Origin of the sequence: Lysinibacillus sp. FJAT-14745, from assembly GCF_001275675.1 — a bacterium.
Classification (GTDB): domain Bacteria; phylum Bacillota; class Bacilli; order Bacillales_A; family Planococcaceae; genus Lysinibacillus.
The window spans coordinates 56320-72906 of record NZ_LITM01000006.1 but is presented as its reverse complement, the minus strand read 5'-3'; the positions used below and the strand labels follow the sequence as shown (position 1 = coordinate 72906).

Genomic DNA, 16587 nt, shown 5'->3' with positions numbered 1-16587 from the left:
AGCAATGTTGTGGAACAGCATCCCATCCTGCAAAGGCGTAAGAGAGTAGATATCCTCAACCCTTGTCTCGAACCGGTTCTGGATGATGGCTAAATCCTTGCTGGTCAAATCGGACGCGGAATAATCAGAAGGCGTTCTAACTGTTCCTTTTTGTGAGAGGCAACACCCGATGATTTCAACCAAACTTTCTTTGTACAACGCTGCAAACTTTTCCATCGTTTCAGTTGAGATTTTGCTACTGTCATAGGTGATGGCGAATTTCAGCATCCCCTGCATGACGCCTCCGCTAATGTTGATCTTGCGGAACATAGCATTTTCCTCTGCAAAGCTTTTTCCAGTTGAATCAAACACAGTCTTGCAATCTTTTGTTTCGGCATCCATTTGTCCAAGATAGTTGAAATATATATCGGCTGAGAGATCTGGAAGCTCCTGCTTTAGAACCCCATATCCCAGACCGTGGTTCGGAACTTTTCTCAGCATTTCTTTTGTTTGCACAATGCTTTCGAATACATCCTCATGACACTCAACGGCAATTGGATACTTGGTTGTAAAGCAGCCAATCGTCCGGTCAATGTCGATTTTCTTATGAATTTCTTCTCTACCGTGTCCCTCAAGGCCCACGGATACCACGGCTTGTCCAGTTAGCTTTTTGACTGACATGCCGATGGCACTGATTAGTAGGTCGTTTATCTCGGTATTAAAAGCCTTCCCCGTTCGATGAACGAGTTGTTCCGTTTCCTCTACACTCAAGGTAATATCGATGGTCGCAGAACCAGTTTCGTTAGTGCTTTCTTCGATCGCGATTCCGCCCTCTTGCATGACGGATATGACTTTCTCCCAATAGATCCGTTCTTGTTGAAGCTTCTTGCTGCCTTTGTATTCCTCCAGAGCTTCCGCCCATTCCTTGAAGGAGGCCGTCTTAGAAGGTAAACTGATTTTTTTGCCTTCCTGCACTTGCTCCACAGCTGTGTTCAAATCTTCCAGCAGGATGCGCCAGGAGACTCCGTCCACAATTAGATGATGCAAGCAGATGAACAAGTGGTTTCCTTCTGCAGTTCGGAAGAGCACGGCTTTCATCAGCGGTCCATGTTCCAGATCGAGACTACTGTGCAGATCTGCGCATGCAACTTCGATTTTGGCTGGCACTTGATCTTCATCTTGAAGATCAAACACCTTGAATTCATACAATTCGCCTTCATCTACACCAATAATTTCCATTTTACCATTCCGATAGACAGAGCGGATGACATCATGATGAATCGCCAGGGCGGTAAGCACCTTTTGGATTTGGATTTCGTCATCGAGAGCGATCTCCAGCATCGTGTCTTGGTTGAAATGATGCGGTTTCGGCAATTTCCACGACTCGAACTCCTGCATGAATGGTGTCGAAATCACGTTTCCTGTTACTTCATTCTGCACGTAGTGATTTCCACTTGCAGCAGCAACGGCGGACGCAATAGCCTCCACTGTGTAAAGGCTCATGATTTCCTTCACGGAAATGCTATACCCCTCACTTCCCATCTTCGATACGATGCGGATTGCCTTGATTGAATCACCGCCAAGTTCAAAGAAATTGTCCTTGGAACCCACGATTTCAGCCCCCAGGATTTGACTGAAGATCTCGCACAGCGTTTCTTCAATTTCGTTTCTCGGTGCCACATATTCCCGTCCACTACTTGCTTCAATCTCCGGCAGCGCTCTTCTATCCAGCTTGCCGTTTCGGGTGATTGGAATGCTGTCAATCTGCATCATATAAGCTGGGATCATGTAGTCAGGCAACAACTTGTTCAGAGCATTCCGGACTGCCGACAAGCGGAGGGTCTCATCGGATACAAGATACGCGCAGATGGCCTTATCCCCCGAATCATCCACTCGTGCAATGACAGCTGCGTCCTGAATATGATCAATCTTTCGGAGCACGTTTTCGATCTCATCAAGTTCGATGCGGAAGCCTCTGATTTTGACCTGCTCATCCATACGCCCTAGATATTCGATGTTTCCATCGGGACTCCATCTCGCCAAGTCTCCTGATCGATACAACTTGCCTGCTCCAAACGGATTATCGATGAACTTCTCTGCCGTCAGTTCTGGTCGATTCAGGTACCCTCTGGATAGACCGTCACCCGCGATGCAAAGCTCGCCAGGGATACCAATTCCACAAAGTCTGTCTTGGTTCATAATATAGACTTGCGTGTTGGAAATCGGTTTACCAATCGGGATCAGTTCAAACTGCTCGGGAATTTCATAAGTTGCCGTAAATGTAGTATTTTCCGTTGGACCGTATCCGTTGATCAGCTTTACATGGTTCTTTCGGCTCTTTAACATTCTAACGTGTTCTTCCGAAAGCTTTTCTCCACCAATCAGTAGCTCATTCAGACTATCAAAAAGGCTAGCATCCGTTTGGATCATCAGATTGTACAAGGATGCTGTGAGCCACATCGTGGTTACTTCATAACGGAGCAAGTACTCTTTCAAGCTGTTGTTGTCGGTAATCACCTCCTGATCTGCAAGCACCAACGTGCCTCCATTCAGGAGGGCACCCCACACCTCAAACGTGGATGCGTCAAAAGACATGGAGCCCGTTTGCAAGATCACGCTTCGTTCATTCAGTTCAATATAGTTGGTATTGGTAGTCAGTCGGATGATGCTTTTATGCTCGATGAGACTCCCTTTGGGCTTGCCAGTTGTGCCAGAAGTATAGATGCAATACGCCACATCCTCTGGTTTATTCACTTTTTCCGGATTATCGGATACACATGCCCAGACCTCCTGATCTGTAAGATCGAGGACAGGCAGGTCCGTTTCGAGCTCCGCGTTGCAGATGAGTACCACCTTCGGCTGGCAGTCCACCAAAATAAACCTAATTCGATCTTCCGGATACATCGGATCGATTGGGACATAAGTGCCTCCTACTTTGAGAATGCCGCAGATGCCAATAAGCATCTCGATGCTACGATCGGCAAGAATGGCAACAAAATCGTTAGGCTTCACGCCCATCTCGCGCAGCTTTGCAGCCAACTGATTGGCTTTCTGATTTAACACTTCATAGGTCAACCGCTCATCCCCAAATACGACTGCTGTGCGATGAGGGAATTTCCGTACCTGCTCCTCCAACAACTCCACGACCGTCTGGTCCTTAGCATACTCGCGGGCCGTATTNCGATGAGGGAATTTCCGTACCTGCTCCTCCAACAACTCCACGACCGTCTGGTCCTTAGCATACTCGCGGGCCGTATTGTTGAACTCATCAAGAATTTGGACTCGCTCCTGTTCGGTAATCACTTCGATCTCCAACAATTTCCCATTTGGGTTGGCAGCAAACGACTCCAAGACAGCTTGAATTCTGGACAAGATGCTTTTGACTTCATCCAAGACAAATTGGTTTGGATCGTAAAGAACATCGAATACTAATCGATCATCGACAAAGTACGCTTTCAAGGTGATGGCGTAGTTTGTCTGTTCTCGTCCCGATTCCATGAAAAACTGAAGTCTGTTTTCATCGCCTTTTTGTTTTTCCTCATCCACATAATAGTTGTCAAACACGAACAGAACCTTAATTAGATCTCCTTTTTGTTCGGTCAATCCTTGGACATCCGCAAGAGAACAATAGGAATACTGACTGCTTTCGATCCCCTGTTCTTGAATCTCTTGCCAGAGCTCCACCACAGTCATCTGCTCTCTTAGTCTAACTCTTGCAGGGATGGTATTAATGAACAATCCGACAATCTTCTCAATCCCTTGAACGTCTGCATTTCTTCCGGAAACAACCTTGCCAAATACAACGTCTTTGATGCCACTATATTCCTGCAACACAATTCCCAATGCGGCTTCTGTCACTGTATTGATTGTAATCCGATGAGTAGCTGATGTCTGAAGCAGCTGTTGGGTAGTTTCATCGGCAAGTTGCATTCCGATTCGCTCCATTTGCAGCTTAGACGGTTCAGGCTTGCGCAGCGGCTTGATTTCAGCCGTCTCCTCATAATCGGAGAGCAATTCGCTCCAATAAGACAGCCCCTGCTCCATATCCTGCTTCTCGATCCAGTCGACATACTCACCATAGCTTGCAGTTTTCGCCTTTTCTTCCACTATCATCCGCTCGAGGTCAGACAGTCTACTGCCGTTCTGCAATTGCTTGGAAATTTCGACTAAATCGCCGAACAACAAGTTGGAGGACCAGCCGTCAAAGACGATATGATGGTAACTCCAGATGAGTTTGCCTTCGGTAGAATTGAGAACTATATGCTGAACGCGCAGCAGTGAATCATGCTGCAGATTGAAGCCTCGACGGAGATTCAGGTTTTTCAATTCGTCAATCTTTTGCTCCTGCTCCAACTTGCTAAGTCCCGACAGATCGATTTTTTCATATTCCACTTCTCGGTTGTGTAACAGAATCTGTCTCGGTTTAGAAAGCTCTTCATGCACAATCGCCGCTCGCAGCACATCGTGCCTCATGACGAGCAGTTTCAACGCCTGACAAACGGTTTCCTCATCCGTTGCTCCGCTGAATGCATATACAACCTGTGTGAGATAGCTTGTCGATTCCGGATCCGCTATGTTGTGATAGAGGATGCCTTCCTGAAGAGAGGTTAGCGCGTATATGTCATCGATCTCTGCTGGGTCGGTAATTTGAGCGTACAAGGCCGACAAGTCCGTGCTCGTCAAATCACTTGCCGAATAGTCTGAAACAGTCTTTACCGTTGTTACCTGTGCGTTGCAATACGTAATGCTCTCTGTCAAATGACGATGGTACATTTCGGCAAAGCGTTCGACGGTATCAGCAGTGAATCTGCTTCTGTCGTATCGAATCAGGAAGCTTAATTTGCCCTCTACAATATATCCGTTCATGTCTATGGTTCCGGAAATACCGTTTGCTTCATCTAAGCTGTTGCCAGTCGAGAACAAAGCTGCTTTCGATTCGATGTCCAGTTGTCCCAAATAGTTGAAGAAAATATCGGCAGAGATGCCCGAATGTCCATCCTGCAGCAGACCGTAACCCAATCCGTTTACGGGAACTTTTCGTAACATATCTTTGATTGAAACGATACTTTCCTTTATTTTCTCATGACACTCAACGATGATTGGATACTTGATAGTGAACCAGCCGACAGTTCGGTCGATGTCCACCTTCTTATGGATTTCTTCCCGGCCGTGGCCTTCCAGGCCAACGGTAACTTTGGCTTGTCCCGTCAATTCTCTGATCGACTGACCGATGGCACTGATTAGCAAGTCGTTGATTTCTGTGTTGAAGGCTTTGCCTGCACGTCGAACAAGTTGTTCCGTTTGTTCTTCGTTAAAGGTGATCGTCACATCGTCGTAGCCTGTTTTGTTCGTTCTTTCTTCTAGGTTGATGTTGCCATCTTTCATGTCTGCCGTTACTGTTTCCCAGTAGAGGCGCTCTTGCTTCAGCTGTATACTGCCTTTGTATTCTTCCAGCGCTTCTGCCCACTCCTTAAAGGAAGCAGACTTTGGTGGCAAGCTGATCTGCTTTCCGTCCTTCGCCTGCTGCAGCGCAGTCTGAAGATCTTCCAGTAAAATGTGCCATGAAACAGCATCTACTATTAGATGGTGCATACACAGGAAGAGGAAGTTGCCGGACTGCGTTTGGAAGAAAGCAACTTTCATCAGCGGTCCATTCTCCAAAATGATGCTATTCTGGAGCTTGGTGCATGCCGTTTTCAAGTGACTCGTTGCATTCTCTTCATCTCTGAAATCAAACTCTACGAAATCATACAACCTGCTTTCACGACTACTTAATATCTCTAAGTTACCATCCCGATAGACAGATCGAATGATGTCATGGTGAACGGTTAACACACCAAGCGCTGTTCGGATGTGCGATTCATTGTCCGTATCGATCTCCAAGATTGCATCCTGAGTGTAGTGGTTCGGATTGTTCCAATTTCGAGTCGCGAAGTCTTTGATGATTGGTGTCGGGATGACGTGTCCAGTCACTTCATTCTGCTCATAGCGATTCTCTTGGGTGACAACAACTTTGCGAGCGATTGCTTCGACAGTATATTGACTCATGATGTCACGGACAGACAGTTCATAGCCTGCACTTCTCATTCTCGAAACGATTCGGATTGCCTTGATAGAATCCCCACCAAGTTCGAAGAAGCTGTCCGTAACGCTTATTGCTTCCACTCCCAGCATTTCGCTAAAGGTCTGACTTAATAGTTCTTCCGTCTTGTTTCTCGGCGCCACAAATTCAGTCGCTCTGTCGAGGACGATCTGCGGCAGCGCCCTTTTGTCAAGCTTTCCGTTTTCTGTGACCGGTAGTTTGTCGACCTGCATGAAGTAGGTCGGAATCATATATTCCGGAAGGTTCTTTCTTAGATCTTCACGCACATCGGATGTGCTGATTTCTTGGTCGGACACATAATACGCATGGATCGTTTTATCACCGTATTCGTCTTCTCTTACGATCACGGCGGTATCGATGATCGGTTCGATGTTACGAATCGCATGACTGATCTCGCCAAGTTCAATCCGGAAGCCCCGAACTTTTACCTGCTCATCGATTCGGCCCAGACAGTCTATATTACCGTCAGGTAGCCACATCGCAAGGTCTCCGGTACGATACAGTTTTCCTTCGCCAAAAGGATTGTCGATGAACTTCTGAGCTGTTAACTCTGGCATATTCAGGTAGCCTCGGGCAATTTGTTCGCCTGCGATGCAAATTTCGCCCGGAACCCCCAAGCCGCACAGCTTCATCTCGTTCATAATGTAGATTTGCGTGTTGGCGAACGGCTTGCCGATCGGTACGAATGTTCGGTCGTCAGTTTTGGAATACGTGTATAACAAGCTGCCAACAGTTGCTTCTGTCGGTCCGTATTCATTAAGCAAGACGATATGCCCACCGTAGATTTCCAAGATAGAACGTGCTACAGCGCTCTCCAGCATTTCGCCCCCGACCACCAGACAACGCAATTTCTCAAGCGTCTTGCCGTTTTTGGAGTCGATAAGCGTTTTCAACTGTGAAGGCGTCATCTTGATGAATGTGTACTCTTTGTTCGTCATAATGAACTCGATATCCAGTTCTTTTTCGTTGTCGATCAGATCAAGCGTACCGCCGAAGCAGAGGGGCAAGAAAATCGACGGAACCGTCAAGTCGAAGCAATAGTTGGTGAACAGCGGTACCAGAATTTCATTGCCCAGTAAGAAACGTTTAGCCGAATAAAACATGTTCGAGGTCAAGGAATGATTTTCAATCATAACTCCCTTCGGCTTGCCCGTTGTCCCAGAGGTGTAGATGCAATACGCCACATCATATTTGGAAACGACCTTGTCCAAATTCGTCGCCACCCCTGTGTAGACGTCCGCATCACAGAGATCAATCAACGGAATTTCCGTATTAAACGGCACCTCAGCCTTTGCTGTCAAGATCACTTTTGGCTGGCAATCATCGATGATGTAGCTAATCCGGTCAGTCGGGTACATCGGGTCAATCGGCACATACGCCCCACCCGCCTTCAGGATGCCAAGAATCGCAACAATCATCTCAGGGCATCTTTGAGCGACGATGGCCACAAAATCGCCAGGCTTGATGCCATGATTTCGGAGCATCCTCGCCAGTTGGTTTGCTTTTTGATTCAATTCAGAGCGCATGAGCTGCTCTTCCCCGAAGATGAGCGCAAGTTGATCCGGTTTATTCTCAACATGCTCTTCAAACAGATCGACAACTGACTTCTCCAGCGGGAACACCATATCGGTGTCGTTAATTGTCTGATGAATAAGCGTTTTCTCGGCCTCATTGATGACTTCGATCTCGCTAATCAGCAGATTGGAATTTTCTGCAATCTGTTCCAGCACGCCTACAAAGTGTTCAAGCATTCGCTTGACGCTTTCTTCCTTAAACAGGTCCGTGCAGTATTCCAACAAGATGCAGAATTCGGCGTCCGTTTCAACGATACTGAAGTTGAGGTCAAACTTGGAAATCGTACTTTCCTGCTTGACATACTCAGTTTGGATTCCGTTCAACTTGAATTCTTGCTGTTCGTTGTTTTGCATGACCAGTAGGACATCGAACAGTGGGTTTCTGGCCATGTCTCGTCTAACTTGCACCGCTTCAACTAATTCTTCAAACGGATACTCCTGATTGTCGTACGCATTCAGGCATTTTTCTTTCATTTCATTCAAGAACTCAGCGAATGTTTTCTTACCTTCTGCCCTTCCTCTCATCGCCAAGGTGTTTACAAACATTCCGAGCATGCTCTCGGTATCCTTGTGGGTTCTGCCGCTGCTCAAACTGCCAACAATGATGTCTTCCTGTCTGCTGTATTTGCTCAGCAAGATCATGGCTGCCGACAGGAACACCATGTATTCAGTCGCTTCTGTCTTGAGGCAGATGTCCTTGACCTTTTCTGCCAATTTTTTGCCGGTTGTGCATTCGATAATAGCTCCGTTGTAACTCTGTATCTTCGGACGTCTGTAATCGAGTGGCAAATCCAGCACTGGAAGTTCGTCACGGAACTCGTTGGCCCAGAACTCCTTTTGAGTGCTGAAATCCCTCTTGCTGATCCATTCGCTGTAATCCTTGTATTGAATCGTCAAAGGTTTGAGTGATTCCCCGTTGTACAGTGCGGTGAATTCTCGGATAAAGGTTGCTAAGCTCATTCCATCACTGACGATATGATGCATATCTAGCATCAGCAAATGGTAATCGCCTCGCTGAATGAGCTTGATGCGCACAAGCGGAGCCTTGCTCAAGTCGAAAGGTTGGATAAACGCCTTGAATAATTCTACTTCCGACGTTTCACTGTCTGCCACAAATTCAAAGTCAGCTTTGGCCGTCTTTTTTACTCTTTGTACAGGTTCCCCGTCTATCAGCAGGAAATCCGTTCGTAAGATTTCGTGACGATCGATCATTTTTTGCAGTGCCGATTCTATGAATTCAACGCTCACCGGTCCCTTGATTTTAAAGCTTTGCGGGATATTGTAGGCAGTTCCGTCGATCCCCATCTGGCAAACAAGATAAACCCGTTTTTGTGCGGATAACATTGGATAATAGTCTTTTTCTTCCGCCGCCACGATTGGCGCATAGGAATCCGATTCTTTTCCAGAGATGTTCTCTGCCAGCCACGCTGGTGTCGGATGAGCAAAAATCTCCTGAAGCATCATCCGATAGCCAGTCTCGGTTTCGATCTGGTTGACAAGTCTTGTTGCTCTCAGCGAATGACCGCCGAGTTCAAAGAAGTTGTTATGAACTCCCACTTGTTCAACGCCGAGGATCTGACTGAAGATCTTACAGATGATTTCTTCCATCTCGTTTCTTGGTGCCACATACTCACGTGCGCTGTTTGCTTCAATATCCGGCAGTGCGTTTTTGTCCAGCTTGCCGTTTCGGGTAACCGGAATACTGTCAATCTGCATCATATATGCCGGAATCATGTAGTCAGGCAACGACCTGTCAAGGGTATCCCGGATGGTCGCAAAGCTAATCGCCTCATCAGATATGAGATATGCGCAGATCGCCTTCTCACCCGTAGCATCCTCTCGTGTGATGACAGCTGCGTCCAGAATATGATCGATCTTTCGGAGCACAGCTTCGATTTCGCCCAACTCAATCCGGAACCCTCTGATTTTCACCTGCTGGTCGATTCGACCAAGATACTCGATATTGCCATCAGGCAGCCATCTTGCCAGGTCTCCCGAACGATACAGTCTACCTTCCCCAAACGGATTGGCGATGAATTTCTCGGCTGTCAGTTCCGGCTTGTTTAGGTACCCTCGTGCCACACCGTCCCCAGCGATGCACAATTCGCCTGGGATGCCGATTCCGCACAGATTCATATTGTTCATGATGTATACCTGCGTATTAGAGATCGGTCTGCCAATCGGTATTGGATACGGGATGTCACTCAACCCGTCATATTCCCAACTAGTAGCCTGTATGGTGTTTTCCGTCGGTCCATAGGCATTGACGTATCGGCAATGATTGCCTGCTTTTTGAATGATTTCCGCATTCGATGCCGATCCAGCGGTCGTCAGCACTTTTAAGCCTGTCAGCTCGGTCTGTAGATAATACTGCGGCGGTAACACGGTCAGCGTAATTCCACTCTGATTCACAAACGCGTTGAAGCTTCCGATATCTGCAATGATTTCTTTCGAGATCAGCGTCAGCCTTGCACCAAGCAACAGCGACAGGGTCATTTCCCAGACCGCCGCGTCAAAGACGTAGTTAGCAAATTGCAACACGTTGTCTTGCTCAGTTACCTGGTACAGGTCCTGCAGATAGATACGCAACGCTGCAACACCTTGATGCTGGAGCATGACGCCCTTTGGCTGACCAGTGGTTCCTGATGTGTAGATGACATACGCCAAATCATCGGGCTTGTTGACCTTTTCTGGATTGTCAGACGAACCTTCCCAGAGCACGCGGCCTGCAAGATCAAGGACAGGCAGCTCCGTTTCCAGGTTCGTTTGGTAGAGCAGCACCGCTTGCGGCTGGCAATCCTCTAAAATGAACTGGATGCGGTCCGCCGGGAACGTTGGATCGATCGGCACATACGCGCCGCCCGCTTTCAAGATGCCGTAAATCCCAGCAATCATCTCGATGCTGCGCTCCGTCATGATCGCCACCCGATCACCAGGCTTCACACCCAACTCGCGGAGTTTCCATGCCACTTGATTCACTTTCTGGTTCAACTGCGCATAGGTCAACTGCTCATCTTGGAAGACAATCGCGATCCCGTCAGGCGTTTTACTAACCTGCTCCTCAAACAAGTCCACAACCGTCTGGTCCTTAGTATACTCGCGGGCCGTATTGTTGAACTCACCAAGGATTTGAACTCGCTCCTGTTCGGTAATCGCTTCGATCTCCGACAATTTCCCATTTGGGTTGGTCGCAATCGCCTGCAAGACGACTTCAATTCTTGCCAGGATACTTTGGATTTCCTCCTTCGCAAACTCATTCGGGTTGTACAGAACCTCAAAGCGCAAAGCGTCACCTTCCATCCCAGCCACTATGGTAATCGCATAGTTGGTCTGCTCACGAGCCGACTGCAGGGTCAGCCGAAGTCCGTCTTCGCTGTCCTTCGAGTCTTCCTGCCCAAGATAGTATTCAGATACAAACAAGGTTTTGATCAGATCGGCTTTTTGCTTGGTTACTTCTTGAATCTCAGCAAGGGAGCAATATGAATATTGATCATTCTCGGTCCCCCTTTTTTGCAACTCTTTCAACAGGTCCAGAATTGTCGTATTCGCATCGGATTTGACCCGTGTAGGGATGGTGTTGATGAAGATCCCGATGATTTTTTCAATGCCCCTAATGTTTGCATTTCTTCCTGACACGACTTTACCGAACACAACGTCCTGTGTGTGGCAGTATGCTTGCAGGACGATTCCCCATGCCATCTCAGCTAACGTATTGAGGGTAAAGTGATGATAAGCCGACAGTCCGAGCAGACTTTGACTTGTTTCCCTGGAAATCAAAAGTTTGACTTGCTCTACCTGCATGCCCGAAGGCTTAGGTTGTGTCATTGGCTTGATCTCTGCCATTGAGTCGTAATCGGAGAGCGTTTCGCTCCAGTATGAAAGCGCGCTTTCCTTGTCCTGTTTTTCTATCCACTTGATGAAATCACCATAGGAAGCTGTCTGATTTTTTTCTTCCGAAACAAGCTGTTCCATGTCAGACATGCTTCTACCGCTGTCAATCAGGTTGTAGAAGCGCACGAAATCACTCTGTAGCAACGATCCGCACCAGCCGTCCACAATAATGTGGTGATAGTTCCAGATCATTGTGTGGCGATTATCAGCCAGTTGGATGTGCTTAACTCGGATCAGCGAATCATGCTGCAGATCGAATCCTCGTTTAACATCTTGTGCAGCCAAATCCGCCACTCGAACTCTTTGCTCATCTTCATTCAAACCAGATAAATCAATTCGTTCATACTCCACTTTCCGGTTCTTCAGGATCACTTGTCTTGGAGCCGAAAGTTTTTCGTACACAACAGCCGTACGCAAGACCGCATGTTTCAGGACTAAAAACTTCAACGCCCGCTGAATGGTCTGCTCGTTCAAACTGGAATTGACATCGAACACGTTTTGTACGAAATACTCGGAGGATTCACCGTTAATCAAGTGGTGATAGAGCATGCCCTCTTGCAAAGGCACGAGTGAATAGATGTCCACAATCTCGTCTTGTCCGCCATAACGGTTGCTCAAACTAGCAATATCCGCACTTGTCAGCTCTGGTGCCGAGTAGTCCGATGCGGTCTTCAGTGATTTCTCCTGCCCTATGCAGTACTCAATGATTTCAACCAGACAGCTTTGATACAGCTCGGCCAGTTTCTCAATCGTTTCCGCCGAGAATTTACTCCGGTTATATTTAATCGTGAACCCCAGTTTTCCCTGGGTAATCATGCCACTGAAGGCGATATTAGCAAAGGTTTTATTTTCATCCGCCGAGCGTTTCCCCGAGGAATAGAAGACTGCTTTCGACTCAGCGTCCATTTGCCCCAAGTAATTGAAGTAAATGTCGGCCGAAATGTCTCCAAGCTCCTCTTTCAGCAGACCGAACCCGAGCCCCTGATTCGGGAGTTTCCGTAATTTTTCCTTCGTCGATACAACGCTTGTTTGTACATCTTCCAAGCAGTCGACAACGACAGGATAAACCGTCGTGAACCAACCGACAGTTCTCGTAATGTCAATCTTCTTGTGAATTTCTTCCCGCCCGTGACCCTCAAGGCCGACGGTAACTCGAGCTTGTCCCGTTAGACGTTGTACCGACATACTAATCGCACTCAACAGCAAATCATTTATCTTAGTATTGAAGGCTTTACCTGCCTTTTGTACCAATTGATCAGTTTCGTCTTCTGTGAATGTGATCGTGACATCCGCATACCCTGACTCGATAATGGAATCCTCGACAGCCATTCTGCCGTATTGCATCTCGGTCATAACAGTATCCCAGTACTTTTTCTCTTTCCCTAACTGTCTACTGCTCTTGTATTCGTTTAGTGCTTCTGCCCATTCCTTGAAAGAAGCAGTCTTCGGAGAGAACTCTATTGCTTTGCCTTCTTGCACCTGTTGCAAAGCGGTGTTGAAGTCTTCAATCAAGACACGCCACGAAATACCATCTACCACCAGATGATGAATGCATATAAACAGATGATGGGCATCTTTAGTTTGGAACAACAGCGCTTTCATCAGCGGTCCGTTTTCCAAATCGATGCTCGCATGCGCCTCAGTACAAGCCGAAGCGATCTTGGCAGTTGTATCAGTTTCATCTCGGAAATCAAGAACCCCAAAACCGTACATCTCGCTCGCTTGACTATCTAATATCTCAAGCGTCCCGTCTCTATAAACCGAACGAATCGCATCGTGGTGGATGCACAATGCGTCAAGCACTGTTTTAATTTGTACAACATCATCGGTATCGATTTCCAACATGATGTCCTGATTAAAATGATGCGGCTTCGACAATTCCCAAGACTTGAACTCTTCAATGATCGGCGTTGAGGGCACTTTACCTGTTACTTCATTTTGCTCATAGGTGTTCTCGTGAGCGGAAGAGGTGACAGCGTATGCAACCTGTTCAACATTCGATTTCTCCATGATGTCCTTGACAGAAATTTCATACCCGGCGTTCCTGATTTTCGATACGATTCGGATCGCCTTAATCGAATCACCGCCAAGCTCGAAGAAATTGTCTTTCATACCTACTAGCTGCACGCCCAGAACTTCGACGAAGGATTGGCACAAAATTTCTTCCACTTCACTTCTTGGAGCGACATATGCATACTGGCTGCTGGTATCAAACTTTGGCAACACATCTTGGTCCAACTTACCGCTTCTGGTAACCGGAATACTGTCAATTTGCATTATGTATGCCGGAATCATGTAGTCAGGTAACGATTTGTCAAGGGTATCCCTGATGGCCGCTATGCTGATCGCCTCATTAGATACGAGATATGCGCAGATTGCCTTCTCACCCGTAGCATCCTCTCGTGCAATGACGGCCGCGTCCTGAATATGACCAATCTTTCGGAGCACAGCTTCGATTTCGCCCATCTCGATGCGGAACCCTCTGATCTTCACCTGCTGATCGATTCGACCAAGATACTCGATATTGCCATCAGGCAGCCATCTTGCCAGGTCTCCCGAACGATACAGTCTGCCTTCTCCAAACGGATTGGTAATGAATTTTTCGGCTGTCAGTTCCGGCTTGTTTACGTACCCTTGGGCCACACTGTCCCCCGCTATGCACAACTCGCCTGGGATGCCAATTCCACACAGTTTCATATCATTCATGATGTAGACCTGTGTATTGGAGACCGGTCTGCCGATCGGTATTGGATACGGGATGTCACTTAACCCGTCATATTCCCAGCTTGTAGCCTGTACGGTATTTTCCGTTGGTCCATATGCATTGACGTATCGGTACTGACTTCCTGCTTTTTGAATGATTTCCGCATTCGATGCCGATCCAGCGGTCGTCAGCACTTTCAGGCCTGTTAACTCGGTCTGTAGATAATACTGTGGCGGCAACACAGTCAACGTAATTCCGCTCTTATTCACGAACGCATTGAAGCTTCTGATATCTGCAATAATCTCTTTCGAGATCAGCGTCAGCCTTGCGCCAAGCAACAGCGACATGGTCATTTCGGCGACCGCCGCATCAAAAACGTAGTTGGCAAATTGCAACACGTTGTCTTGCTTAGTTACCTGGTACATGTCCTGCAGAGAGATACGCAACGCTGCAACACCTTGATGCTGGAGCATGACGCCCTTTGGCTGGCCAGTGGTTCCCGATGTGTAGATGACATACGCCAAATCATCGGGCTTGTTGACCTTTTCTGGGTTGTCAGACGAACCTTTCCAGAGCACACGGCCTGCAAGATCGAGGACAGGCAGCTCCGTTTCTAGGTTCGTTTGGTAGAGCAGCACCGCTTGTGGCTGGCAATCCTCTAAAATGAACTGGATACGGTCTGCCGGGAACGTAGGATCAATCGGTACATACGCGCCGCCTGCTTTCATGATGCCGTAAATCCCAGCAATCATCTCGATACTGCGCTCCGCCACGATCGCCACCCGATCACCAGGTTTCACACCCAACTCGCGGAGTTTCCATGCCACTTGATTCACTTTCTGGTTCAGCTGCGCATAGGTCAACTGCTCATCTTGGAAGACAAGCGCGATCCCGTCAGGCGTTTTACTAACCTGCTCCTCAAACAAGTCTACAACCGTTTGGTCCTTAGCATACTCGCGGGCCGTATTGTTGAACTCACCGAGAATTTGGACTCGCTCCTGTTCAGTGATCACTTCGATTTCCGACAATTTCCCTTGGGGGTTTGCCACAAACGCCTGCAAAATGACTTCAATTCTTGACAGGGTGCTCTGGATGTCATCTTCTGGGTACACATTAGGATTGTATGCAATACCGAAATGTAAGGCATCATCCTCGAAGCTGGCGCTTGCCGTAATCTCATAGTTTGTCATTTTTCTTTCAGCAGAAAGAGAGAGTTGAAACCCTTCAGCATGGTCTTGCATTCTCTCCTTATAAACATTGTAATCCTCAAATACGTATAACGTTTTGATGAGATCAGTTTTTTGTTTGGATACCGCCTGAATTTCAGCAAGTGAGCAATACGAATAGTCATTACTCGCCATTTTTTGCTTCTTCAGTGCTTCCACCAGTTCCGAAAAGGTCATATCATCCGTGCATTTGACTCTTGTAGGGATGGTTTGAATAAACAGTCCGGCTATATTTTTGTTGTCCCGGATCTCAGATGGTCTCCCTGGCAAGACTTTTCCGAATACGACATCGTTACATCTGTTGTATTGTTGCAAGACAAGGGCCCATGCTGCCTCTGTAAGCGTATCAATCTGGGTATCATAGGATTGAGCTAATTCTTGTAAGCGTTGCGTCATTTCTTCGGAACACTTGATGCTAGTCTTAGCGATCTGAACATCAGTGAGAATCGGCTTGCTCATAGGCTTCAGATTAGCCGTTTCGTCATACTCAGAGAGTAACTCTCTCCAATAGGTTAGACCAGTTTCTTTGTCCTGTTTTTCGAGCCATTGCACATATTCATTGAATTCACCTGTCTGACTTTTCTCCTTCAGAACAATTCGTTTCGCCTCGGACATACCGATACGTTGGCGAAGGCTTATGTATCTTACGAAGTCGTTGATGATTAAGGACAAGGACCAGCCATCCAAGATAATATGATGGTAGCCCAAGATTACTTTGCAACAATCATCTCGGAGGAAGAGAAACTTTACGCGTAACAGGAGATCATGCTCAAGGTCAAATCCTCGCTCAACATCCGAGTTAGCTATTTCTGATACCTTTTTCTCCTGCTCCATTTCGTGGAGTCCCCTCAGATCAAAGACTTCATATTCCAATTCTTTATTGTTTAATATGATTTGTTTCGGACTTATCACTTTTTCATAAATAAAGACCGTTCTTAATACATCATGGCGTATCGCAAGCAGGTTCAATGCTTGAACGAATCGCTCCTCGCTTATGTCACCCGTGAAAGTCAAGATTTTCTGAAATACATAGCCTGACGACCCATTGTTGGCTATATGATGGTAGAGCATCCCTTCCTGCAAAGACGTGAGAGGGTACATCTCTTTGAC

Annotated in this window: 2 protein-coding genes; both read right to left on the bottom strand. The window is 47.1% G+C overall.

Features of this window, described 5'->3' with window-relative positions; genetic code table 11:
* On the bottom strand, window positions 1–3123 hold a 3123-nt coding region (locus AMS59_RS26220), incomplete at its 3' end, for a non-ribosomal peptide synthetase (protein ID WP_234007766.1).
* Window positions 3124–3160: 37 nt separating this feature from the next.
* Window positions 3161–16578, bottom strand: a 13418-nt coding sequence (locus AMS59_RS26955; protein WP_369814323.1) for an amino acid adenylation domain-containing protein, incomplete at its 3' end; no start/stop codon positions are given.
* Window positions 16579–16587 lie beyond the last annotated feature (9 nt).